The sequence below is a fragment of the Eubacterium uniforme genome, assembly GCF_900167115.1.
In the GTDB taxonomy this organism is placed as follows: domain Bacteria; phylum Bacillota; class Clostridia; order Lachnospirales; family Lachnospiraceae; genus Eubacterium_S; species Eubacterium_S uniforme.
Genome location: NZ_FUXZ01000002.1, coordinates 239,806 through 266,407, shown reverse-complemented (window position 1 = coordinate 266,407; position 26,602 = coordinate 239,806). Strand labels below are relative to the sequence as shown.

The following is a 26,602-nucleotide window of genomic DNA, read 5'->3' as shown; positions in this document are numbered from 1 at the left end:
GAAAAAAATGACAGATTTGATTTTTAAAATTGTACCAATATTATTTATTGGTATACCGCTTTTGATTTTTATAAGTGCAAGTAAAACTAATAAGAATCAAACAAATGTAACATTAACTAAAAAAATTATAAGTAAAAAAACAGCAGATAATATTGCTGCTAGTGTACTATTCGTAGTGTTTATTATGTTTGCATGTGCAGTTGTTGTTATGAATATTGCAGAAAAACCAGAAAGTATGGATGGCGAAGATATAAAGGTATTTAATATTTTAAATATTTCATTCACGATTGTTTCGATACTTATATTTATAGCATTGATTTTTTCTGTGAGAAGTATGATTAAAACAAAACTTGCTATTAAAAATAATGAATTTATAGTTTTTGTTGATGTTTTAGGAGATAAAGATATACATACATCAACTGATTCTGATGGACATAGTTCTACTGAATATTATTTTTATTTTAATCACTTATTTAGATATTTTAAGAAGAGAATATCTACTACTAGTGGTGAATATAATAAGGCAAATATTGGTGATGAATTTTATATTGTTTATGTTCTTCCTACTAAAAAGGCTATTTCTTTTAAAGTTAGCAAATACCAATTAGATTATGATATTAGAAGTAAATTGATTGAAACTACTAATCTTGAGGATTATATTCAGGATAAATCTTCAAATGGAAATAATTTGAATAATTATGAAAATGAATATAATATTCCTATTGATGAAAAGGCCTTGTTAGATACATATAAGGTATATAATTCAACAAATGGTAGTTTTGTAATAGCACCAATTTTCTTGCTAGTAACGATTATTTTTACTGGTTTTATTATAGCGCGTTCATATGGTGCGGCAGCATTTATGGCAATTTTTGTTGTTGTAATGTTTATTTGTTTAAAGGAAAATTATAATAATAATTCTAAAGCAAAAAAAGCTATTAACGAAGGAAAATATATTATTAAATCAGCTATCGTTACTGAGGATGTAACGAACAATCATATAAAAGAAGCCGATAATTATTTATACTTTAAAGTTAAAGATGATAATCGAGAAATAAAATGTTTAGCTAAAGATTTCAGTAAGGTTAATATTGGCGATGAGATTTACTTGTTCTACTTCCATCAAGGAATATTTATTGATACAGGTAAACCATTTGCTGTGCTTAATCCAAATAAGCACCATTTATCTAGTAGCATACAAAGCAAATTAAGTATATATTAGAAATTTATTGAAGAAAAAATTTTATCATTATGGGAAGGAAGAACGAATGTTAGCTAAAATTTCAATTATGGATATAATGTTTAATTCATTTCAATAGGAGATATATTATAGAACAGAGATTGGTGATGAATATTATATTGAATATTATATTGAATATTTTATAAAATAAAATATATAAAATAAAATTTAGCATTTGCTAGATTTACAAATGGAGGGAATTTTTTATGGAACAATTAAAACTTGCAGCACAGGAACTAAGTCCTGAATTACAGGAATACATAGGAAATGTTAAATATGTAGCCTATGTATTTATTGCTTTTGCAATTGTTTGTTTTGCATTGCATATTAAACGAAGGAATGACATTAAAAAGCTAAATGGTTCAACCATTAAGGTTAGTAAAGATTTTGTGTTAAAAAGAGCTGATACCATATTGGATATATTAGGGCTCTGTATTGCACTTGCCTTTGTATTGATAATAACATCAGTTATGGTTATGGCTTTTAAAACTGGACAGGTTGATGAAGAATCAAAGAATGGATTAATGATCTTTTCAGTTGTATTCTTTGGAATCTTCTATGTTGTTATATTCTACGGATTGATTAATAAGATAAGAATTAGAACTGCTCTTTCTAGAGGTGAATTTTATATTTTTGATGATGAAGTTGGCGATAAAGATGTTCGTCATGCCAATAATAGATCATATTATTATTTATATTTAAAAAAATATTATATGCTTTATAAAAAGAGAATTCATGTCTCAATGGAAACATATAGGAATACAAATGTAAATGACAAATGTTATGTTGTATATATTCCAAAGACAAAAGATAGTTATGTATTTAATCAGAAATATTATAGCTTGGACTATGATGTACAGAGTAAAATCATTGATGTTAATGAACTCTCAAATTATGATAGTAAGGTTAAGAAAAAATATGTAGATTTAGATAATAAATATCCAGGTATAAATAATTCAGTATCTGAAGGTGAAGTTTTAAAAGATATTTCAAAGTATTATACAAATGGACTTGCACTTTTTAGTATAGTTGGTGCAGTACTTGTTGTTGTGGGAATGGCTTTCATTATTAAATTCCAGATTTTACCCGGAATTTGCTTAGGTGGATTTGGATTCTTATGTATTTTTGCTGTTATGAGTAATTTTAAGAAGGCTAAAGAAGCAAAGAATAATTTCTTGAATGGAACTTATTATATTGTTCCTGCAGTTGTTGTAAAAGATGTATCAGAAATGCATCTTAAAGATGCTGATAAACGTAAGTATTTATTAACAAATAAATTTGGAAAGATGATTGTTCTTCCAATTGAAAAGTTTGGAAATATTACTACTGGTAGTCCATTGCTTTTGATGTTTGCTCATAATGATTCAGAGAATTTACTTTATGCTTTAAATCCAGCGTATACATATTCATTTGATATCGAGTCAAAGATTAATCCTTCTTTCTTAGGTGATGTTGATTATAGTAATGTTAATATTGATAACATGACTCCAATGGATGCAATAAATAACTTTAAGAAAAATTTATAAGATAAAATAGATATTTTTTATATTATTAAATATACAAAAGAGAACATTAAATATTTAAAGCCGAAACTAATATAATAGCTTCGGCTTTTATTATTGTTTTAATTACTTACTATTTAACATTCATAATTGCTGTTTTCATACTTTTAACAAAATCATATATTGGTGTAATGCTCTCTTTTCCATACTCAGCAATTATTTTAACAATCGCAGATCCTACAATTGCTCCATCTGCAACTTTGCAAATCTCAGCAGCTTTATCTGGAGTTGAAATACCAAAACCAACTACAGCTGGTACATCAGTAACTTCTTTTACAAGATCAATCATTGATTTAAGATCAGTTGTAATGTTTTCTCTTACACCCGTAACACCAAGTGATGAAACAACATATACGAAGCCATTTGCTGATTTTGCAATATCCTTAATTCTTTCTTTTGATGTTGGTGCGATAAGAGGAATATAGTCAATATTATTCTTTTCGCAGTAATGACAGAACTCTTCTCTTTCTTCGTATGGACAATCAGGAACAATAATTCCACTTATTCCACTTTCCACACATCTTTCCATAAACTTAGCACTACCATATTTAAATATAACATTAGCATAAGTCATGAATACGAGAGGTATTTTAACATCGTTTTTAATGGTTTTAAGAGCATCGAATAGTTTATCTGTTGTTGTACCTCCTTCTAATGCTCTAAGGTCTGCTTCTTGTATTACAGAGCCTTCTGCGATAGGATCTGAAAATGGAATACCTACTTCAATAACATCAGCTCCTGCTTCTTGCATTGCAAGTATAAGTTTAAGTGTAGTATCTAAATCAGGATCACCACCTGTAATAAAAGGAACAAATGCTTTTCCACTATTTTTAATTGCGTCTTTTATCTTACTCATAGATTTCAACCCCCCTATATCTTGCTATAGCTGCAACGTCTTTATCGCCTCGGCCTGAAACGTTAATTACAACAATTTTATCTTTACTTAGAGTTGGAACATATTTTAAAGCATATGCAATCGCATGTGATGACTCAACAGCAGGAATAATACCTTCAACTCTTGAAAGATATTCAAAAGCTTTAACTGCTTCTTCATCTGTAATTGCTTCATATCTTGCTCTTCCAATATCATTTAAATATGCATGCTCTGGTCCAACACCTGGATAATCAAGTCCAGCTGAAATTGAATATACTGGTGCAATCTGACCATATTCATTCTGGCAGAATAATGTCTTCATACCATGGAAGATTCCTTCTGAACCATTAGCTACTGTAGCAGCATTCTTAGGATTATCTACACCAAGACCGGCAGCTTCACAACCTATAAGTTCTACATTTCTATCATTTATAAAATTATAGAAAGCACCAATTGCGTTAGAACCACCACCTACGCATGCTATAACTGCATCTGGAAGTCTTCCTTCTTTTTCATTTAACTGTTCTTTGATTTCTTTACTTATGATACTCTGGAAATCTCTAACCATAGTTGGATATGGATGAGGTCCCATAACAGAACCAATTACATATAATGTATCATCGATTCTTGTAGACCATTCTTTCATAGCATCGTTGATAGCATCTTTAAGTGTCATAGTTCCACTTGTTACTGGATGAACTTTGGCACCTAAAAGTTCCATTCTATAAACATTTAAAGCCTGTCTTTCACAGTCTTCCTTACCCATAAATACTTCGCACTCTAAATCAAGTAATGAAGCAGCTGTTGCAGTTGCAACACCATGCTGACCTGCACCTGTTTCAGCGATAACTCTTGTTTTACCCATCTTCTTAGCAAGTAAACACTGACCAAGAGCATTGTTAAGTTTATGAGATCCAGTATGATTTAAATCTTCTCTCTTAAGATATACCTTAGCACCACCTAAATCTTTTGTCATTTTTTCTGCGTAGTAAAGCCTTGATGGTCTGCCGATATAATCATTAAATAAATCAGATAATTCTTTATTGAATTCTTCATCGTTTTTGTAGTATTCATATGCACTTTCAAGTTCGTTAATTGCAGTCATAAGTGTTTCTGGTACATACTGTCCACCATGAATACCAAATCTTCCCTTACTCATATATTTCTCCTTCCGAGTACATTTTTACTTTTTTAACAATTTTTTTCATTTTTTCATAGTCTTTAAAGCCGTCAGTTTCAACAGAAGAACTAACATCAATACAATATGGATTCATATTTTCAACAATATCTTTGATGTCCTCTTCTTTAATACCACCTGCCAGGAAAAAATCTCTCTTATTGTCAGGTAATAAATTATGGTCAAAACTAACACCACTACCGCCATACATTTTATCCGTAAATGAATCAAAAAGCAAGTAGTCTGAATTAATATTTTTAGAATTAATAATATCCTGCTTGTCTTTAACTCTAACAGCTTTAATGATTTTCTTGTCTGTTTTACTTCTTAATTTATCAATATAGTCATTATCTTCATCACCATGAAGTTGAATAATATCTATTATATTATCATTAGCTAATGAAATAATATTATCTATATCTTCATTTACAAAAACTCCAATTGCGCCAATTCTTTTGTTGAGTTTCTTTTTTAATAACCTTGCTTGATCAAAACTAATTTTTCTTTTTTCTCCAGCAAATACAAATCCAATATAGTCAGGCATTAAATCATTAGCATAAAGTATGTCTTCTTCTCTTTTAAGACCACATATTTTAATCTTTGACATATTTACCTCATTCATAACATAGTATCGATATGCTACTATGTATTTATAAATTTAAATGTTATATTAATGATTTTAATTCTGAAAGCATCTGCTTTTTATCTCCTGCTCTCATTAATGTTTCACCAATTAATACAGCGTTAACATTAATATCGTATAACTTTTTAATGTCATTTGCATCTTTAATACCACTTTCAGCAACGAAAATAGTATCATTTGAAACATATTTTCTTAAATTATTTGCATTATTAATATTAACATCAAATGTTTTTAAGTTTCTATTATTTATTCCAATGATTCTTGCACCAATCTTATTAGCCATTTCAATTTCTTTTTCATCATGAGTTTCAACTAATACTGATAAACCTAAACTATCAGCGATTTTAAAATATTCACTTAGTCTATAATCATCAAGAATTGAACAAATAAGTAAAACTGCATCAGCACCAATTGCTTTAGCTTCGTATATCATATACTCATCTACGACAAAGTCTTTTCTTAAAAGCGGAATATTAACTTCACTTTTAATCTCAGTCAAGTATTCATCTTTACCTAAGAACCACTTTGGTTCTGTTAAAACTGATATGCAGTCTGCTCCGGCTTTTTCATATTCTTTAGCTATATCTACATAAGGAAAATCATCTGCAATAATACCTTTAGATGGAGATGCTTTTTTACATTCGCAGATAAATCCCATGTTAGATTTTTTTAGGTTTTCTTCAAAAGAATATTCCTTAAGTTTATTAACATATGAATTAGCTTTGTTTTTTATTTCATCAATGCTAATAACATTTTTCTTTTCATTAACAATTTTAATATTGTTATTTGCTATGGTTTCAAGAATCATAATAACCTCTTTTTATTTAAATATTTTTATGCGTTTGTGATTACCTGTTTAATGCTTACATCAATTATCTTTTCAAGAGTCTGTGAAGCTTTACCTGAATCAATTAATTCAGCAGCAAGTTTAATACCATCTTTATATGAATCAGCTTTACCGCCAATATAAAGTGCAGCACCTGCATTAAGTAAAGTTGCATTTCTCTTAGGTCCTTTAAGTGTACCATTTAAAATATCTCTTGTAATCTGTGCATTCTCTTCTGGTGTACCACCAGCAAGATCAGCTTTATCACATTTTTCAAAACCATAATCTTCTGGATTAATAACAAATGTTCTGTACCATCCATCTTTGATTTCACAAACTGTTGTTGGTGATGATAATGAAATTTCATCAAGTTTATCCTGGCCATATACAACCATACCTCTTGTTACACCTAAACTTGTAAGAACTTGAGCTAATGGCTCGACTAAATATTCATCATATACACCAAGTAACATCTGCTTTGGCTTACCAGGATTTGTAAGAGGTCCTAAAATATTAAATACAGTTCTAAAACCAAGTTCCTTTCTGATTGGACCAACATATTTCATAGATGTATGATATTTCTGTGCAAAGAAGAAACACATACCAGCTTCTTTTAATAATTCAATACATTTTTCAGGTTCCTGATTAATGTTAACGCCAAGTGCTTCTAAACAGTCAGCTGTACCACACTTTGAAGATGCAGCTCTATTACCATGCTTAGCAACCTTCATGCCACCTGCAGCAGCAATAATAGCTGATGTTGTTGAAATGTTAAAACTACCTGCGTTATCTCCACCAGTACCAACGATTTCAAAAATATCCATACCAGTATCAACTGGAATTGCATGATCTCTCATAGCAGCAGCACATCCAGCAATTTCATCCTTAGTTTCAGCCTTTGCGCTTTTAGTTGAAAGAGCTGCAAGGAAAGCTGAATTCTGAGTTGGTGTTGTTTCACCACTCATAATTTCGTTCATTACTGTATATGCTTCATCATATGTTAAATCTTCTTTGTTTACTAATTTTATAATTGCTTCTTTAATCATTTTATTTTAATAATTCAAATTAATGAATTATATCCTCCTTATCATTTATTTCCGTTAAAATTATTTTTTTATATTTAAAAAGTTTTTCATCATTATATCACCATCTTCAGTAAGAACTGATTCCGGATGGAATTGAAATCCATATAAATCGTAATCTTTATGCTTAACAGCCATTATTTCGCCATCATCAGATTTAGCAATGATTTTAAGTTCTTTAGGAAAATTTTCTTCACTAGCTGCAAGTGAATGATATCTAGCAATCTTAATTTTGTTAGTAGCATTTTGATTATTACTAATATTCTTATCACTTTGTTCTTCGCTATATGATTTTCCTAATCCCTTAAATATTTTCTCGTTTTCATCAAAAGTGATAATACTTTGTTTACCATGCATTAACTCTTTTGCATAAGTTACTTTCGCACCATGTACTTCACATATTCCTTGATGACCTAAACATATTCCAAGGATTGGAACTTTAGATTTTAGTTTATGTGCTACTTCTTCACACACACCACTTTCACTTGGTCTACCTGGACCAGGAGATAGTATTATATGACTACTATCTAATGCATCTATTTCTTCAACGGTTAATTCATCATTTCTTATAACCTTTATATCTTCATCGGTACAAGAACCAATTAACTGATAGAGGTTATAAGAAAAACTATCATAGTTATCAATTAATAAAATCATCTTACATAACCTCCCCTGCTCTTGTAATTGCTTCAATTATTGCACCAGCCTTGTTAGCTGTTTCAATATATTCTGTTTCTTCAACTGAATCATATACCAAACCAGCACCAGCCTGAACAACAACTTCATTACCTTTTTTTACTGCTGTTCTAATACCTATACAAACATCAAGGTTACCATTTAAATCAATGTATCCAATTGCACCGGCATATACACCTCTTGCCTCTTTTTCAAGTTCATTAATAATCTGACAAGCTCTAAACTTTGGAGCTCCTGAAAGTGTTCCTGCAGGAAGTAATGCGCTAATTGCATCAAGTGCATCATATTCATCCCTAATTTCACCTTCAACTGTTGATGCAATATGCATGATTTTTGAGAAACGATGAATACTCATATAATCTTTAACTTTAACTGTTCCAAATTTTGAGATTTTACCAATGTCATTTCTTCCCAAATCAACTAACATATTATGTTCAGATAATTCTTTCGCATCCTGTAATAATTCTTTCTCAAGTGCAATATCCTCTTCATCTGTTTTACCTCTAGGTCTACTACCTGCAACAGGGAATGTTGTAAGTTTTCCATCTTCAAGTTTAACAAGTGTTTCTGGTGAAGCACCAGCGATCTGCATGTCATCCATCTGAAGGAAATACATATAAGGTGAAGGATTAGTTGTTCTTAAATATCTGTATGCATTTAATAATGATCCTTCGTATTTAGCTTTAAACTTTCTTGATAATACTCCTTGGAAGATATCACCTTCATAAATATATTTTTTTGTCTTTGTAACGATGTTACAATACTCTTCTTTTGTTTCATTACAAATAAATTCAACAGGTTCTGTATTTGTATGAACAGGAAGTTCAACATCTTCTTTTATCATATCAATAATAGCATCAATATCTTTAAGTGCTTTATCGTATCCAAATTTACCTTCTTTAGCTTTCATATTTGATATTACAATAATCTTTTGTCTAAAGTGATCGTAGCATATAACATCATCAAATAAATATAGATTAAAGTCATCACAATCATTTTTCTTTAGTTCAAGTTTAGGTTCTGCATAACCAATCATCTCGTATGAGAAATATCCAACGAATCCACCTGTAAATGAAGGAAGACCTTTAATTCTACATGATTTATATTCATCAAGTATTTCTCTTAATACTTTATAAGCGTCATGTCCTACTTCTGTTTTAGTTAATTTTCCTTCATCATCAACTGTGCAAACGCCATCTTTTAATGAAATTTGCATTACTGGATTTAATCCTAGAAATGAGTATCTAGCCCATTTCTCAGAACCCTCCACAGATTCTAATAAAAAGAATTTGTTACATTTAGTTTCGATTTTTCTAAGCAATGAAATCGGTGTAATAATGTCAGCATAAATTTCTTTAGCTATTGGAATAATTTTGTAATCTTTACCAAGCTCCATTGCTTTTTCATAAGTTATGGTTTCCATAGATACTCCTTTCATACTTCTGATTTTCAATCAGAAGAGCCCTCCGCGGCTTAGAGCGGAGTCAAAGATTCACTGTAAGTGAATCCTCAGATTCATGCTTCTGATTGTTGATCAAAAGTAAATTTTTATATAAAAAAAGCTTTTGTCCCTGTATAGGGACAAAAGCTGTATAAACTAACTTCTGCGGTACCACCCAAATTGATGTACTACATCCACTCTTAAACATACCATCATATGTCTCTCGCTGATAACGGTCAAGTCTCCGTCAGAATCTACTCGTTGCCTTTCAATCTGCCCTCCCAAGTCCATTCATTAATACCGGAATATATCGCATCACACCATACACGACTCTCTGAATACCCAAATAATAACTACTTACCCTTGGTCATCGGTTTATTAAAATATTAAACTATGTATTATTTTAATTATTTTATTTATATTTGTCAATATAAAATTTTAACTATATTGTTTATATAGTATTATATATAATTCTGTTTATTATTATTTAATTATATTTTATTATTCTTTTATTAATTCAGTTGTAGATACTCTTTTTATCTTATAGGTTGCGCAATAAGCAAATAAGAAAAATGAAATTGAAAGCATACATAGAATTAAAATATCGCTTGAGATATACAATCCATCTGGATAATTAGTCACTCCTATTGTCTTCAATAACATAATTAACATTTTTCTTGAAAACAATGTAGATAGAATGATTCCTATTAATGATCCAATAATAGAAATTATTGCAAATCTTGTAGCAAAAAGTAATCTTAATCTTTTTGTTGTAAATCCAAATGCCTTATATATACCAATATCCGTACGCTCTTCTATTAAGAATTTAGAGCAAATCATAAATACAACAATAAATGCAAAGATTAAAGAAAATGTATATATAATATATTTTATAAGATTACCTATACTTTGTAGCTGTTTTGTTATACTAGTATTTTTTTGGAATATAAATACATTTGGATACTTTTTATTTATTAAATCATATATTTCATCTTTTTTATCAGAATTTTCTATGTCATATGTAAAGGTATGGAAATTTTTAATACCAATTTTTGCAGCGCCATCCGTATTTAAATAAACATTAATTCCAGCATCAGATGTACTAACAAATGTTCCAGTAATTATATAATCCATCTCTTTACCACGATATGAAATATGAATACTATCTCCTAAATCTAATTCATTTCTTTCTAAGAACATATCCGATACAGACATTTCATTTTCATATTTAGGCATTCTTCCTTTATTGTATTTATTATCATCATGTTCTTTTACCCTTGTATATATACTTTCGTTATTTACAATGGTGTATATGGATGTGCTCTTATTTTTATTAGTAATTTTAGAAATACTTTCAATTGTATCTTCAACATCCTTCATAAAGTTTACATCAGATTTTGCAATTATATCTTCTGTTGTGAGAGATAGATCTGAATGAATCACTCCCATGCTCTCTAATAAACTACCAGAATCTAAGGTATTACAATGAATTGTAATAGTCATCATTGTAAACACTAAACAAATTACAATAAAAATAGTAACCATATACTTTTTTAATGCTGATGTTATTTGTCTAAAAGAAAGTTTTAAGTACAAAAATTTTTTGCTTATTGGTACATTGAATCTATTGTCAAAATAAACGTCATTTAGATTTCCATTAAGCATATTTACAATTGATATCTTCTCAGATATTTTACATATGAATAAAATATAAAAATATGAAAAGGCTATAATTAATAATATGATTACTAATACTCTGCTTATATATATATCATCATAAGATAAAATTGCAGTTATAGGTTGGAAAAGTTTTATTATCTTTTTGGTTAATGGAATTGAAATAATAATGCCTAATATGCAACCAATTATTTCATAAATTAAAAATTGAATACTGTATATATTTTTAATATCCAAACTTGAAAAGCCACAGGATTTTAATATTCCAATATTTGTATAATCCATTTCAATTGATGAAGATAAAACATGTCCTAAAACAATCAAAAATATAGTTAGCAAAATACCAACAAATACTAGTAACATGGAACATACAATTGATGGAGTTAATCCTGTATAATATTTTGCTTGTTCTTTAGTTAATGAGCCAAATGAATATGATCCGATTTGGGATTTGTCAAATACAATTTTTGAAAACTTTAAATCTGATAATTCCTTATTTTTTTTGTATATGTAACATATTTTTATATTTACATAGCTATCATTATTTTTCTCAAAAAGTTCACCATCATTTTTTATTAAATCAAAGTCTTCATCACTAATGTAAATACATTTAAATCCCATCATGGATGAACCAGAAACTGGTTCTAAAACAAATCCTTTTATCTTTAAATCATAAGCCCCTGCATGAGTATAATAAGTAACTATATCACCAACATTTAATTTATAATTTGTTTTTAAACCTAAAGATAAATATACTTCACCTTTTTTTAATGGTGGAACGCTATCATATCCATCAAGATTTTTATTATATAATTTATCAATATATTTATTTAATCTTGTAGCAACAATACTTGTGCTATCTTTTTTATCCTTAAATTTAAAATATGTTGAAGTAACTGCATCAACACTTTGAACTCTATCAACTTCTTCTATATTCTCAAGTTTTGTTTTAAGTTCATCTGTATACCACTTAGTAGCGATATTTAAGCTTAAGTCTGAAACTTTAGCATGCTTATAAGCTTCATCAATACTATCATTAATGTTATTTTTGCATGTAACAATTATGGATATAGAAGCTGATATTATTGTCATTAATAAAATCAATGCAATTCCTGATATTTTTCTTGTTTTTATATTAGCCTTAATCACTTTAAATATTTTCATATAAACACCTCTTATAAATTTATATGTTGATTATATAAATTATCTTATTAAGAAGTTCTTAAATCTTTTAATATAAAAAATTATTTAAATATATTTTATTAATATAATTATTATTTTTTATACAAATGGAAAACTAACGATTACTTCTAACCCATAGCTACTATTATTTAAGTTAACATCTCCATCCATCTGGATGCATAAATACTTAACAATATATAATCCAAGGCCTGATCCAACTTCATCTTTAGAATTCTTTCCTCTATAAAACTTATCAAATATAAATGGCATGTCTTCATCATTTATACCTTTGCCATAGTCTTTAAAATGGATGCTAATATTTGAGTCGTCTTTTGAAAAATAGATATCAACTTTGGTTTTGGCATATTTCTTTGCATTATTAATGAGATTTTCAGCAATTTGAAGTACTCTTTTTTTATCTGCATTTATATAGGCATCAAATTCAGGAGAAATAATATTAACATCATCTTCACTAGTTGTAAGTTCTTTTATTCCTTTTTCTAAGAAACAACATACTTCAAACTTTTCTATTTCAAAATTGAGTCTTTCCATGTCCGAAATTGAATGTAATAATAAATCATCAGTTAATTTTTTTACTTCTTCAGATTTATTTATTAATACATTCAAATATCTTTCTTTACGCTCAGGGGTATTGTCAATATTAGCCTTAAATCCTTCAGCACAAGCAACTATTGAAGCTAGAGGTGTTTTTATATCATGGGATAATGTTGCAATAACTGTTTTATTATTTTCAATAGCTTCTTCTTCTCTTAATTTTGCCTTATTAAGTTCATTTCTCATATGGTCAAAAGCCCATGTGAATTCACCAAAATAGTTAGTTCTTTCATAATCAAGAGGTATATCAAAATCGCCTTTTGAAATATTCGCAGCAAATGCGCTCAATACATCAAAAGGTTTTAATATTTTTATATAAACATATATAAATACACCTACTATTACTAATATGCATATTAAACCATTAATAACAATATATGTCTTTATATTTGCATCTTTATTATTTTCTTTTAATTTACTTTCTAATGCGATTGCTTTTTGATTAGCTTCTGTGTGTTTGCCTTGTTCGTGTAATTGCTCAATTTCATTTACATCTGCAATATATGATCGATTATCTTTATAGGCACTATCAGATTTATAAATAAAAAAGCCAGAAGCAATTATGATTATAACTATGAAAACAAAAGATATTTTTAATAAATTAGACTTCATATTCAATCCCCAATTTTAATTATCACTACATTCTAATATGTAACCAACTTTATAAACAGTTTTTAAATACTTTGGATTACTTGGATCATCTTCTAATTTTGTACGTAACCATCTTATATGAACTGTTAATGAAGATGCATCAGTATCAGAAAATCCTCCCCATACCTCATTAAGAATTTTTTCCTTTGGAATAGCTTTATTTTTGTTTGCGCACAAATAAGCTAATAAATCAAATTCACGTAAAGAAAGATTTATTAATTCACCATTCTTAGTAACGCTTCTAGATGAAATATTAACACTTATATCACCAAAATTTATAATCTCTTCTTCAGTAAATCCATATGTCCTTCTAATTAACGCGTTAACTCTTGCAAGTAATTCTTGTATGGAATATGGCTTAGATAAATAATCATCCCCACCTAAATTTAGACCAGTGATTTTATCTGTTTCACTAGTTCTAGCAGAGGCAAATATAATTGGAATATCAGAAATTCGTCTAAGTTCCTTACAGATTTCAAAACCTGTTGTTTCTGGTAAATTTATATCTAAAATGATTAAATGGAATTTATTATCCTGTAATAACGAATATGCACTAGTCTCATCATACGCAAGACTAACATCATATCCATAATCAGTTAAAAAATCTGATATTATGCCTGTGAAATCCTTATCATCATCAACAATTAAAATCTTCTTACTCATATCCTACCCCATATTTTAAAATAATAAATTAACTATAATTCTTTTATATATTTATTAATTGCATCATCAATTTGTGCATACTTAAAACCTTTATACATTAATTTATTAATTACTTTTCTTTTATCTTCTAATTCTTCTAAATCAAACTTATAATATTTCTTTTTTAAAAGATTAATAATTAATTCTGATTCATCAATTGGACTTTCTTCAAGTATGGATGAAATAATCTCCTTTGAAATATGTTTTTTATAAAGGTCATTCTTTATAGCTGTAATACTTTTGGAATTCATCTTATACTCAACATACATTTTAGCATAATTATAATCATTAATAAAATCATACTTATTAAGCATTTCAATTACACGTTCAATTATTTCATTAGGATACTTTGCTTCTTTTAATTTTTGCCTGATTTCATATTCAGTTTTTAAACTTCTCTCTATGATATAAAGAGCCCGCTCGCGGGCTCTTTTATAAATAACTTCATCCAATATTATATTCATTGTATTAGATGAGATATGGCTACCTATTTCAAGTTTAAATCTTCTGATTTCACCTTTATATAAGCAGAATTTATATTCTTCATCAATATATATCATAAAGGAATTTTTCTTATGTGGTTTTATGTCTGTAATAATACACATATATATTCCTCACAATAAATAATCAATTATTCCTCATCAGCTGCAGCTTCATCACCATCTTCAGATGGAATTAAGCCATATTTAACTCTAACCTGATGTTCAACTTCTTCTAAGATGTCTGGATTCTGTCTTAGGAAGATCTTAGCGTTCTCTCTACCCTGACCAATCTTTTCACCTTTATATGCGTACCATGCACCACTCTTATTAATAACTGACTGTTCAGCAGCAAGATCTAAGATATCACCTTCTCTTGAGATACCTTCACCAAACATAATATCAAATTCAGCTTCTTTAAATGGTGGGGAAATCTTGTTTTTAACTACTTTAACTCTAGCTCTGTTACCAATCATCTCTCCGTTAGTCTTAAGAGTTTCAATTCTTCTAACATCAAGTCTTACTGATGCGTAGAACTTAAGAGCACGACCGCCAGTTGTAACTTCAGGGTTACCAAACATAACACCAACTTTTTCACGTAACTGGTTAATAAATACTACTGTACAATTTGTCTTACTAATAACAGCTGTAAGTTTTCTTAATGCCTGTGACATAAGTCTTGCATGTAAACCTACATGTGAATCCCCCATCTCACCATCAATTTCAGCCTTAGGAACAAGTGCTGCAACTGAGTCGATAATGATAATATCCATAGCACCAGATCTAACCATAGTATCTGTAATTTCAAGAGCCTGTTCACCGTAATCAGGCTGTGAAATATATAAATTATCAATATCAACACCAATAGCCTGTGCATAGATTGGATCAAGTGCATGCTCTGCATCGATAAATCCTGCAATACCACCACGCTTCTGTACTTCAGCAATCATGTGAAGAGCTACTGTTGTCTTACCACTTGATTCTGGACCATATATTTCTATAATTCTTCCCTTAGGAATACCACCAAGACCAAGAGCGATATCTAGGCTTAATGAACCAGTAGGAATTACTTCAATGTTCATATTTACATTGGAATCTCCTAGTTTCATAACAGATCCCTTACCGTGTTGTTTCTCAATTTGTGAAAGAGCTGCCTCTAGGGCTTTCTTCTTATCTTCGTTGTTCATAGCATTCTCCTTTTCGAACTTATGTTTGAATATATAATAAAACATATGTTTGCTTTTGTCAACACATTTTTTAAAATATTTATGACAAGAATAATTTTACCACAATCATAATAATCATTCAATGATTTGTTAAACTAAATGATTACTAAATATAAATTATTGTTTTAAAAGTATAAAAGCAGGAACAAATCATTCCTGCTTTTACAATGTATTTCAAATTTTATTTCTCGCCTGTTAACATTTTATTAACTGTTGCAAGTTTAACGCATACACATAATACGTGAGCTGCATCCTTTAACTCTTCTGGAGTTGGGAATGAAGGAGCGATTCTGATATTTGAATCATATGGATCCTTACCGTATGGATAAGTTGCACCAGCATTTGTTAATACTAATCCAGCATCTTTACACATCTGTACTACGTCTTTTGCACATCCGTTATGAACGTTAAGTGAAATGAAATAACCACCTACCGGATTTGTCCATGATGCAATGTCAGCATCCTTAAGTTCTCTATCAAGTGTTGTAAGAACAGCTGCGAACTTAGGTCTAAGTAATGCAGCATGCTTTTTCATATGTTCTTTCATACCATCGAAATTACCGAAGAAACGGTAATGTCTTAACTGATTTAACTTGTCATGACCGATAGTCTGAACTGTTAACTGCTTCTTTATGAATTCAAGGTTTGCCTTTGAAGCTGAAATTGCAGCAATACCTGAACCTGGGAATGTAACCTTTGAAGTTGAACAGAACTTAAATACCATGTCTGGATTACCTGCTTTTTCACATTCAGCAAGGATTTCAATTAAGTGATCCTGCTTATCTTCTTCATCGTATAAATGATGGATTGTATAAGCGTTATCCCAGTAGATTCTAAAGTCTTTAGCCGCTGGTTTAAGTCTAGCAAATCTCTTTACAACTGCATCTGAATATGTAATACCTGTTGGATTACCATATTTTGGGATACACCAAATACCCTTAATTGAATCATCTTCGCTAACAAGTTTTTCAACCATATTCATATCTGGGCCATCTTCGTTCATAGGAATATTAATCATTTCAATTCCAAAGAACTCAGTAATTGCAAAATGTCTGTCATATCCAGGTACTGGACATAAGAATTTTACTTTATCTAATTTACACCATGGTGTTGAACCCATAACACCGTGTGTCATTGAACGAGCAACTGTATCATACATAACATTAAGTGATGAATTACCATATATAATAATGTTATCAATTGGGCATTCAATCATTTCACTAAGTAATCTTTTAGCTTCTACAATACCGTCAAGTACACCATAGTTTCTGCAGTCTATGCCCTGTTCTCCAACAAATGAATGATCAGAAGCTAAAGCATCAACCATCCCCATTGATAAATCAAGCTGATCTTTGCCAGGCTTACCTCTTGACATATCAAGTTTAATGCCAAGTCCTTTAATTTTTTCATATTCCTTTTCAAGTTCATCTTTAATTTTGAGTAATTCGTCTCTGTTTAATGTTTGAAACGCTGCCATAACTTTCCTCCTAGATTAAATTAATTCCAAATGATAATATAAAACAAAAATTAAATTTTTTCAATAGTAAAATATGCCAATTCAATGGCTTTTAAAACGCTTTGCATTCTGACTTCATCTCTGTTTCCTTCAAAATGACATTCATAAGCCTTAGTAGAATTCTTTGTACTAATACCAATATAAACTGTACCTACAGGTTTTTCATCAGTACCACCATCCGGTCCTGCTATACCAGTTGTTGAAATACCAATATCACTATCAGACTTCGTTCTACAGCCTAAAGCCATTTGCTCACATACTTTATCGCTGACTGCTCCCAAGGTATCAAGGTCATTTTTATTTACACCAAGAATTCTATTTTTAGCTTCATTTGAGTATGTAATATAACTTTCATTAATAACTGCAGATGCACCTGATATATTGATAATATGAGCTGCTACCAAGCCACCTGTACAAGATTCTGCACAACATACATGCAAGTTTTTTTCAATTAATTTCTTAACAAATGCTTCTGTTAAGTCATTATTTCTCATCTTTTAAAACCTCCTTATTTTTTACAAGGTAATCAACAAGAGAAATAACTGTTAGTACTAATGAAGCATAAATCAAAACATTTTCAAGCATCTGATATGGCTTATTTTGTAAATCTATAATTACAACAATAATCATAACCATTGATACAGCTGTTTTAACCTTGCCCCACCATCCTGCGGCGATTACAACACCTTTATCTGATGCAATAAGTCTAAAACCACTAATAATAAACTCTCTGCTGATAATGATAATTACAACTACAACAGGAATTTTCTTGCCACATAAACATATAAGGGCTGAACAAACAAGCAACTTATCTGCAAGTGGATCCATAAACTTTCCGAAGTTAGTTACAAGATTCATTCTTCTTGCAAGCTGCCCGTCAATAAAGTCTGTAATGCTGGCAGTTATAAAAATCGCTGCAGCTACATATTTATCTGCATCACCTAATACTGGACATAACATGAATAGTATAAAAAATGGTATTAATACTACTCGAAACATAGTAATTTTATTTGGTAAATTCATATAAGACCTCCCAAATTATATTATTTCACCGATTAAATCATATTCATATGAACCAGTGATTTTAGCTCTGACGAAATCTCCGCTCATAAGGTTTTCATCAGTTGTAATAAAGATATTACCGTCGACTGATGGTGCATCCATATAAGTTCTTCCAATGTATGCATTTTCATTTGGAATATGACCTTCGATTAAAACTAAAACTTCCTTGCCAATGAGATTTTCATTCTTTTCGAATACAATCTCTTGCTGAAGTTCCATAATTTCATCACGTCTATCTTCCTTAACTTCCTCGTCAATTTGATCAGGTAATAAAGCTGCCGGTGTATCTTCTTCCATAGAATAAGTAAATACACCTAATCTATCAAATTCCATTTCATCAACGAAATTATATAAATCTTTATGATCTTCTTCTGTTTCGCCAGGAAAACCTGATATAAGTGTTGTTCTGATAACAATATCAGGAATACGCTCACGAAGTTTTGTAATAATGTTAACTAAATCAGTATTGTTAGTTCTTCTACCCATTCTCTTTAATACATTATCACTTGCATGCTGAATTGGCATATCAATGTAATGGCAAAGTTTCTTGTTAGTAGCCATTTCTTCAATCAACTCATCATAAATCTCTTCAGGATAAGCATATAAAAGTCTAATCCAAACTAAACCTTCAATCTTACCTAATTCATGCAAAAGTTTATGAAGTGATTTTTCACCATATAAATCAACACCGTAAAGAGTTGTCTCCTGGGCAACTAAAATTAATTCTTTAGTGCCGTTTTCAACTAATCTATTAGCTTCCTTCAGCAAATGCTCCATCTCGATACTTCTAAACTTACCTCTGATTTTTGGAATGATACAATAAGTACAGTTCTTATCGCATCCTTCAGCAATCTTAAGATAAGAAGTATATCCACCTAGTGTTGAAACTCTGTTTTCAAATGTATCTATTGGGTTTGAAATATCTTCATAAGATGAATAAACAACATGATTTTCGTCGCATTTGCTGGAATTATGCTTTTCAATACAAGCATCAACAGCTTCTACTATTTTATCGATTGAGGATATTCCAATCAAGGCATCAACCTCTGGAAGTTCCTTTTCAATTTCATCTTTATATCTTTGAGCTAAACAACCTGTAACAATAAGTCCTTTTAATTTTCCGTTTTCTTTTAACTGACCATATTCAATAATTGAATTAATACTTTCTTCCTTAGCATCATGAATGAAGCAACATGTATTAATTATAACAATATCTGCCTCATCATTATCATCAGTAAATTCATAGCCCTTTGTTTTTAAGACACCAAGCATGTTCTCAGTATCAACTAAATTTTTATCACAACCAAGTGATACGCATAATATCTTTTCCATAAATACCTTTAAAACATAATTATAGGCACGTTTTAACGTGCCTAAATATCTTTATTCATCGTCTCCAACAATTTTAACCTTACCACTATATAATTCTTCAATTGCAAGTGATAATGGCTTTTTACCATCAGCGTTATTAACTAAAGGTTCTTCACCATCAACAATCTGTCTTGCTCTCTTTGAAGTAGCAATAACGATTGAATATCTACTCTGAACAACTGGCTGTTCACCTGGTTCAACTTCACTGTTAACAACTGCCATTAAATCTGAATATGATGGATGTAACATATTTTATTCTCCTTCCAATAAGCCACTAAGCTCATTTTTAAAATTATCAGCAAATTCATCAATTACTTTTTTATCAGTAATAATATTTTCAGCTTCTTTTATATTTCCATGAATTGTATCATTAACATTAATAATACATTCATTTATATCATCATTAATTATAACATAATCATAATGTTTTATAAAGTCTGATTCATCTATAGCTCTACGTAGTCTTCCTAAAACAACATCAAGACTTTCTGTACCACGACCAACTAATCTATCTTTAAGAATTTTAGCTGTAGGTGGGATAATAAATACCATTTCTGTTTCAGGCATCTTTTCCTTAACTTTAAGAGCACCCTGAACTTCAATTTCAAGAATTACATTAATACCTTCGTTAAGTTTATTCTCAACAAATGCTTTAGGTGTACCATATGAATTCTCAACAAATGTTGCATGTTCAATGAATTCATCGTTATCTACCATGGTCTGAAATTCTTCAGGAGTTTTAAAATAGTAATGAACACCTTCAACTTCACCCTCTCTAGGTTTTCTTGTCGTAGCGGAAATTGAGATAGCATAGTCATCATATTTATTAAGTAATCCATTAACTACTGTTCCTTTACCAGAACCTGAAAATCCTGAAAGAACAATTAATTTACCTTTTTTCATAATACTCCTATTCAATATTTTGAATCTGTTCTCTGATTTTTTCTATACATGTTTTAAGTTCAATTGCTGCATTACTAACTTCAACATCATTTGATTTAGAAAGTGTTGTGTTAGCTTCTCTGTTCATCTCCTGTGCAAGGAAATCAAGTCTTCTACCAACTGATTCATCACTTGATAGCGCTTCTGCTACAGCATCGATATGTGAATTAAGTCTAACTAATTCTTCATCAACGCAAACTTTATCAGCATAAATTGTAACTTCAGTTGCAATTCTGCTTTCATCAATTTGAACATTAAATACTGCTTCATTAATCTTATCAAGAAGCTTCTGTTTATATTCAGCAATGATTTGAGGTGATCTTTCAGCGATGAAGTTAACATCCTTTTTCATATCCTCAAGTTTGCTTAATAAATCAACCTTAAGTTTTTCACCCTCTGTAACTCTTGCATCTCTAAAATCAGAAAATGCTTTCGTTAAAGCTTCTAATAAGAATTCCCAAATTTCATCTTCGTTAATACACTCTTCTTCCATTGTTAATACTTCAGGAAGTCTTAAAAGTGTTGAAGTTGTAAGATCATTCTCTAAATTGAATTTGTCAGAAGCACTTTTGAAAATTTCATAATACTCTTCTGCAACACCTTCATTAAATCTTACATTAACATCGCCTTTTGATAAGTCCACATAAGAAATGAAAATATCAATCTTACCACGGCTTGCGTAGTTTTTAAGTTCATCTCTTATCTTGTTTTCAAAAACATTGAACTTCTTAGGCATCTTTATTGATACATCTAAGTATCTATGGTTAACGGACTTGATTTCAACTGAAACCTTCTTAAGTCCTTTTGACAGTTCACATCTGCCAAATCCTGTCATACTGCAAATCATAAATATACCTCTTTTATTACTTACTGTATGAGATTTCTTGTGAATAATATAAATCTGCATACAAGATAAATTATATTATATTTATAGATTGTAGTCAATAATCATTTGGGAAGAGATGGTGTAAATGATGGTGTAAATCCTGTACCTATAGCTATTTCTCCGCCTACTATTCTTTCACATAAATCCATTGCTTTCTTAACTATTGTACTATAGAATCTTTCATATGCACATTTTTATTTCAGCAAACGCTATAAAAAACACTCTAAACAATATATGAGGTACCCCATAATAATTTTGTTAAGAGTGTTTTGATATCAGCTTATTCGAACTAAACTGAAAATTCATTGTTCTGTTTTTATAAAGTATTCCCAACTGGGGTAAAAACCACTATATATTACTCGTTGCTACCGTAACTCGCTACCCTCACCTTCATCGACTGACATCAGCGTAGCTGAGAGGCGATTCGGGTTCGGGATAGTGGTTGGATTTAGTTGGTTGGTTTTGATGGGGAGGGATTGGTTGGTGCTAAAGTATTGACAATCATAAATGATTACTGATTGTTTCTTATTATTTCGTTTAATTCTTCATCATCAAACATTTCTATCCATTCTTTTAATGTTTGATTGCCCTCCATTTTCTTTAAATCCAATCCATATTGCAACATTAATTTTAAAATCGCACCATTATTCTTATTTATAGTACCAAGCGAAGATGTTATAGGTGAAAATCCCTTTTTGTCATTAATATTGGGGTTAGCTCCTAAATCCAACAATAGTTTAATTGCTTCTAACGAATGTGCTTGACACGCCATATGCAAATACGATACCCCTTGATAATCCTGAAAATCAGGATTATCAATATTTTTCATATCTTTTAATACTTCCTCCTTGTTTTCCATTATAGAATTATTTATATGAGCAATTCTATAATGCATTTTGTCTCGTCCCATTTTATCTATCATAATAACTCCTTTCTATCATTCAATGTGGTTTTTCGAACATGTGACTTCTGTTACTATATATTTCTTGCCATGCGTAAAAATCAGAATTATTCATAAAATCGTTAAATTGAGCTTGTGTCATTCCTTGAGATTCTGCCATGTCTCTTAAATACCAATACTCGTTGTCAGTTACATGACCTAATTCTACATTTTCAGGATTAACCCATTTTTTACTTATACTGTCATATATCTGCCCCGTTTTATAATTCACTTTAGTATTAGTATTAACACCATCAATGGTAGATTGCCTTATATAAGGTCTATGTAAATAATGTTCAGATGCACTAGATAGTCCAACTTCTCCATTGGAGGCAAACTGTCCATTCGGTCTATGCCAACGACCATTAGCATCCTGATGATAACCACTTTCCACCTTTACAACATTTTCACTTGACTTTCCATAGTTGGTCTTACCGCTAACTCTACTCTCGTAAAAATCATCAAGTTTATCTACAGCATTTGTGCTACCTTCTTCATTAGCGAGCATTGCTTCTCTAATTCTACCACTATTTCTAGTAACACAATCAACAACACCTTTAACTCCAAGTGTTACACCTGAAATCATGAACATATCAGTCGCACCATGAAGCATACTATTTACAAACTCTTTCTTATCGAAGTTTCCTGTAAACAATGATGATACTCCATACATTGCTCCTGATATTACTGCTCCTGACGCAGCAGCTTTTATCATCGCTCCTGCAACTATCGCTGGTGCAATTCCTGTTCCAATGGCTATTGCTCCACCTACTAATCCTGCAGCAATCTTTACTGGTGTTGGAATCTTATCCATAATGTCACTTGCTTTATTATAGATATCTGCAAGTGGTTTTACAACATCCTTATATGCTCTATTTAACGCAAAACTTGTAACATCATATATTCCTTCACATAAATCCATTGCTTTCTTAAAGACCGTACTATTTACGACTTTACATATAAAGCTTCTTCCGTCCGGATCTATGTTCTTTAAAGGATTATCTCCTGCGTATATGTAACTATTTACTCTTTCTTTTTCATAAAGACTTACTACAGGATCCTTATTTATGAATCTCTTATCTATTGTACTATAGAATTTTTTGTATGCATAACACTATTTCAGCAAATGCTATAAAAAACACTCTTAACAATATATGTGGTGACCCATAATAATTTTGTTAAGAGTGCATTCATATCCGCTTATTAGAACTAATCTTTAAATTGTCTTTTAACGATTTTCTAAAGTATTCCCAACAGGAGCTAAAACCGCTATAATCTTGCTCGTTACTCCGTAACTCGCTGTCCCTCACCTTCATCGACTGACATCAGCGTAGCTGAGAGAGGCGATTCAGGTGAGGGATGGTGGTTGGATTCACTTTGGTTGGCTTTGATTGGGAGTGGTTGGTGGTGCTAAAGTATTGACAATCATTAAATCAGAAACTTAAAAAAGTATCACTCCCTACCCCTTTTACCAATAATTCAAACAAGGAAGAAGCAATAAAAATTTTCTCATTTTCATCAAGATCCCCAAACGAAATAGCGTACACCCCTATTTTGTCATTGTTTTTTGAATATACAATAGCATATCCGCCCTCATCATCGCCAATCGCCCACGAGTCGGGTAAATATGTTTGTATATTATATGCTTCATTCATTTCAACACACCCTGTAGCTCCCCAGATTCTTAGAATTTTTTCATTTTTTATGCTTATTTCTAGTTCACTTTTTTGACTTATTATTTCTATATATTCATTAGGAATAATAATTGGAGATTTTTTTAACATCTCTTCAATTTCTGATTTTGTAGAAGAAATATTAGCAACCACTACATTAATATCTTCATTAAGTTGTTCTAAAATATTCATTAATATTTTATTCTTTCGTATGATACACCTAATTTATCCAACATATGATATTGTTGTTCCAAAACGCTATTAATAGTATTATCAGAAAAACCTGCTTTTCTATAATCTGATACAATATATGATAATTTTTGTTGGATGGTCCTACTAATTGAATAGCAGGAGCTTACATCATATCATATCCATCAATATCTCTTACAGCCGCGTCTTGTATTATATGATGAGCATCTTTATATCCTTCGGCTGTTAATTCGCCATACGTTCCAACTTTTCTTCCACCCTTGACAGAGAGTCTTTCACTTATGGTTATACGAGCATCCGCTTTTTACCTATCATAATTAGTGCTTGCCGATACCCCTATTGAAACTCCCAGTACTAGAAGCAGACTGACGACCATCATCAGCAGATACTTAAATATTCTCTTATTCTTGATGACATTCATCTTCACTCTCTGTAATACTTTCAATAATTGACATTATACGATTAATGCTTTCGAAAAAAGATTCTTTATCTAAGCATTTCTCCTTAACTATAGGATTATCCCATTCACTATTACGTATTAATTGAATTATGATTCTTCCATTAACATCACCTTCAGGATACCAACCAATATCAAGAATATAGTTTCCCTTATATTCAACCTGCACCAAATCTTCATTTAACTCATCCTCTTGTGCTACGAATAGTTTATCAAAATCAATATTAAATGTATTATAATTCACCTTACCTGGATAAAAAATATTATTACTTATTAACATAAATCACGCCCTCTAATTTCTAATGTTCTTTCAACAGTTTATTATATTCAGACTCAGATATAGGATGACCATGTATTGTATTAGAACTATTCTCTATCCTTACATAAACTGTTTCCTTTCCATTTACAGCACCAATTGTTGTATCATATTTATTTACTCTCCAGTTTTTCCCATTCGTTACTGGAGTACCCGATTCCCAAGCTGCTCTTTCAAAAACTTCAACATCTTGAATATCAAATGAGTATTTCGCTGGTCCAGTTTTAGTTGATTTCACAATATCTTTCCACAATGTATTTTTATTAGGAAAATGCTTATATCCATGGTTTGACCATGAAACCACATCACTTCCACCCCTACTTACCGAAATCTCTCCACTTTCATTTGCAAGGAAACTCTTTATTCTACCACTATTTCTAGTAACACAATCAACAGCACCTTTAACTCCAAGTGTTACACCTGAAATCATGAACATATCAGTCGCACCATGAAGCATACTATTTACAAACTCTTTCTTATCGAAGTTTCCTGTAAACAATGATGATACTCCATACATTGCTCCTGATATTACTGCTCCTGACACAGCAGCTTTTATCATCGTTCCCGCAACTATCGCTGGTGCAATTCCTGTTCCAATGGCTATTGCTCCACCTACTAATCCAGCGGCAATTTTTACTGGTGTTGGAATCTTATCCATAATGTCACTTGCTTTATTATAGATATCTGCAAGTGGTTTTATAACATCCTTATATGCTCTATTTAACGCAAAACTTGTAACATCATATATTCCTTCACATAAATCCATTGCTTTCTTAAAGACCGTACTATTTACAACTTTACATATAAAGCTTCTTCCGTCCGGATCTATGTTCTTTAAAGGATTATCTCCTGCGTATATGTAACTATTTACTCTTTCTTTTTCATAAAGACTTACAACTGGATCCTTATTTATGAATCTCTTATCTATTGTACTATAGAATCTTTCATATGCATATTTTTATTTCAGCAAATACTATAAAAAACACTCTTAACAATATATGAGGTACCCCATAATAATTTTGTTAAGAGTGCTTTGATATCAGCATAATGGTAATAAACTGAAGATTCATTATTCAGTTTTACTTAAGTATTCACAACTGGGGCTAAAACGCTATATTTTGCTTGTTACTACCGTAACTCGCTACCCTCACCTTCA

The 26,602-nt window shown here is 30.5% G+C and carries 26 protein-coding genes and 1 other annotated feature; of the genes, 2 read left to right on the top strand and 24 right to left on the bottom strand.

What is annotated here, in order from left to right:
* Positions 1-7: 7 nt before the first annotated feature.
* Positions 8-1,222, top strand: coding sequence for a hypothetical protein (locus B5D16_RS01050; protein WP_078765098.1), 1,215 nt, complete (start codon positions 8-10; stop codon positions 1,220-1,222).
* A gap of 224 nt (positions 1,223-1,446) precedes the next feature.
* Entirely contained in the window at positions 1,447-2,766 is a 1,320-nt protein-coding gene (locus B5D16_RS01045) for a hypothetical protein (RefSeq protein WP_078765097.1), read from the top strand.
* Positions 2,767-2,875: 109 nt separating this feature from the next.
* Here the strand turns inward: B5D16_RS01045 and trpA are convergent, their stop codons facing one another.
* The 24 genes from trpA to B5D16_RS00925 form a co-directional block, all read right to left on the bottom strand.
* Complete coding sequence (trpA, locus tag B5D16_RS01040) at positions 2,876-3,658, bottom strand: tryptophan synthase subunit alpha (protein ID WP_078765096.1); 783 nt, start codon at positions 3,656-3,658, stop codon at positions 2,876-2,878.
* Positions 3,651-4,835, bottom strand: a complete 1,185-nt coding sequence (gene trpB, locus B5D16_RS01035; RefSeq protein WP_078765095.1) for a tryptophan synthase subunit beta — start codon at positions 4,833-4,835, stop codon at positions 3,651-3,653. The genes trpA and trpB overlap by 8 nt, the downstream gene beginning before the upstream one ends.
* Positions 4,828-5,460, bottom strand: coding sequence for a phosphoribosylanthranilate isomerase (locus tag B5D16_RS01030; protein WP_078765094.1), 633 nt, complete (start codon positions 5,458-5,460; stop codon positions 4,828-4,830). Before B5D16_RS01030 ends, trpB begins: the two co-directional genes overlap by 8 nt.
* A gap of 58 nt (positions 5,461-5,518) precedes the next feature.
* Positions 5,519-6,304, bottom strand: a complete 786-nt coding sequence (gene trpC, locus B5D16_RS01025; protein WP_143405006.1) for an indole-3-glycerol phosphate synthase TrpC — start codon at positions 6,302-6,304, stop codon at positions 5,519-5,521.
* A 26-nt stretch (positions 6,305-6,330) separates the two neighbouring features.
* The gene (gene trpD, locus B5D16_RS01020; protein ID WP_078765092.1) at positions 6,331-7,368 is read right to left on the bottom strand and encodes an anthranilate phosphoribosyltransferase; all 1,038 of its coding nucleotides are present in this window, start codon (positions 7,366-7,368) and stop codon (positions 6,331-6,333) included.
* A gap of 60 nt (positions 7,369-7,428) precedes the next feature.
* Positions 7,429-8,061, bottom strand: a complete 633-nt coding sequence (locus B5D16_RS01015; RefSeq protein WP_078765091.1) for an anthranilate synthase component II — start codon at positions 8,059-8,061, stop codon at positions 7,429-7,431.
* A 1-nt stretch (position 8,062) separates the two neighbouring features.
* Positions 8,063-9,538 (bottom strand): anthranilate synthase component I, encoded by a 1,476-nt coding sequence (gene trpE / locus B5D16_RS01010; protein WP_242942958.1) that lies wholly within the window; start codon positions 9,536-9,538, stop codon positions 8,063-8,065.
* Positions 9,539-9,674: 136 nt separating this feature from the next.
* Positions 9,675-9,921 (bottom strand) — a binding site (T-box leader).
* Positions 9,922-10,042: 121 nt separating this feature from the next.
* Entirely contained in the window at positions 10,043-12,382 is a 2,340-nt protein-coding gene (locus B5D16_RS01005) for an FtsX-like permease family protein (protein ID WP_078765089.1), read from the bottom strand.
* A 117-nt stretch (positions 12,383-12,499) separates the two neighbouring features.
* The gene (locus B5D16_RS01000; protein ID WP_078765088.1) at positions 12,500-13,627 is read right to left on the bottom strand and encodes a sensor histidine kinase; all 1,128 of its coding nucleotides are present in this window, start codon (positions 13,625-13,627) and stop codon (positions 12,500-12,502) included.
* Between the two features lie 15 nt (positions 13,628-13,642).
* Positions 13,643-14,329 (bottom strand): response regulator transcription factor, encoded by a 687-nt coding sequence (locus B5D16_RS00995; RefSeq protein ID WP_078765087.1) that lies wholly within the window; start codon positions 14,327-14,329, stop codon positions 13,643-13,645.
* 32 nt (positions 14,330-14,361) lie between these two features.
* Complete coding sequence (locus B5D16_RS00990) at positions 14,362-14,973, bottom strand: regulatory protein RecX (RefSeq protein ID WP_078765086.1); 612 nt, start codon at positions 14,971-14,973, stop codon at positions 14,362-14,364.
* A 26-nt stretch (positions 14,974-14,999) separates the two neighbouring features.
* On the bottom strand, positions 15,000-16,034 hold the full coding sequence (gene recA, locus B5D16_RS00985) for a recombinase RecA (protein ID WP_078765085.1): 1,035 nt from the start codon (positions 16,032-16,034) through the stop codon (positions 15,000-15,002).
* 220 nt (positions 16,035-16,254) lie between these two features.
* Positions 16,255-17,550 (bottom strand): aspartate aminotransferase type Ic, encoded by a 1,296-nt coding sequence (locus B5D16_RS00980; protein WP_078765084.1) that lies wholly within the window; start codon positions 17,548-17,550, stop codon positions 16,255-16,257.
* Between the two features lie 50 nt (positions 17,551-17,600).
* Positions 17,601-18,083, bottom strand: coding sequence for a CinA family protein (locus B5D16_RS00975; RefSeq protein ID WP_078765083.1), 483 nt, complete (start codon positions 18,081-18,083; stop codon positions 17,601-17,603).
* Positions 18,073-18,612: a CDP-diacylglycerol--glycerol-3-phosphate 3-phosphatidyltransferase gene (pgsA, locus tag B5D16_RS00970; protein WP_078765082.1), complete on the bottom strand. Its 540-nt coding sequence runs from the start codon at positions 18,610-18,612 to the stop codon at positions 18,073-18,075. Before pgsA ends, B5D16_RS00975 begins: the two co-directional genes overlap by 11 nt.
* 15 nt (positions 18,613-18,627) lie before the next feature.
* Positions 18,628-19,983, bottom strand: coding sequence for a 30S ribosomal protein S12 methylthiotransferase RimO (gene rimO / locus B5D16_RS00965; RefSeq protein ID WP_078765081.1), 1,356 nt, complete (start codon positions 19,981-19,983; stop codon positions 18,628-18,630).
* A 51-nt stretch (positions 19,984-20,034) separates the two neighbouring features.
* A complete protein-coding gene (gene rpoZ / locus B5D16_RS00960) occupies positions 20,035-20,271 on the bottom strand; it encodes a DNA-directed RNA polymerase subunit omega (protein ID WP_078765080.1) in 237 nt (78 codons plus the stop codon).
* A gap of 3 nt (positions 20,272-20,274) precedes the next feature.
* Positions 20,275-20,925 (bottom strand): guanylate kinase, encoded by a 651-nt coding sequence (gmk, locus tag B5D16_RS00955; RefSeq protein WP_242942957.1) that lies wholly within the window; start codon positions 20,923-20,925, stop codon positions 20,275-20,277.
* Positions 20,926-20,932: 7 nt separating this feature from the next.
* Positions 20,933-21,811: a YicC/YloC family endoribonuclease gene (locus B5D16_RS00950; protein WP_078765079.1), complete on the bottom strand. Its 879-nt coding sequence runs from the start codon at positions 21,809-21,811 to the stop codon at positions 20,933-20,935.
* A gap of 550 nt (positions 21,812-22,361) precedes the next feature.
* The gene (locus B5D16_RS00945; RefSeq protein WP_078765078.1) at positions 22,362-22,772 is read right to left on the bottom strand and encodes an ankyrin repeat domain-containing protein; all 411 of its coding nucleotides are present in this window, start codon (positions 22,770-22,772) and stop codon (positions 22,362-22,364) included.
* 19 nt (positions 22,773-22,791) lie between these two features.
* Positions 22,792-23,712, bottom strand: a complete 921-nt coding sequence (locus B5D16_RS00940) for a GH-E family nuclease (RefSeq protein WP_078765077.1) — start codon at positions 23,710-23,712, stop codon at positions 22,792-22,794.
* A 511-nt stretch (positions 23,713-24,223) separates the two neighbouring features.
* Positions 24,224-24,655, bottom strand: a complete 432-nt coding sequence (locus B5D16_RS00935; RefSeq protein ID WP_078765076.1) for an SMI1/KNR4 family protein — start codon at positions 24,653-24,655, stop codon at positions 24,224-24,226.
* A gap of 419 nt (positions 24,656-25,074) precedes the next feature.
* Positions 25,075-25,410 (bottom strand): hypothetical protein, encoded by a 336-nt coding sequence (locus B5D16_RS00930; protein WP_078765075.1) that lies wholly within the window; start codon positions 25,408-25,410, stop codon positions 25,075-25,077.
* Between the two features lie 19 nt (positions 25,411-25,429).
* Complete coding sequence (locus B5D16_RS00925; RefSeq protein WP_078765074.1) at positions 25,430-26,212, bottom strand: hypothetical protein; 783 nt, start codon at positions 26,210-26,212, stop codon at positions 25,430-25,432.
* Positions 26,213-26,602: the final 390 nt, after the last annotated feature.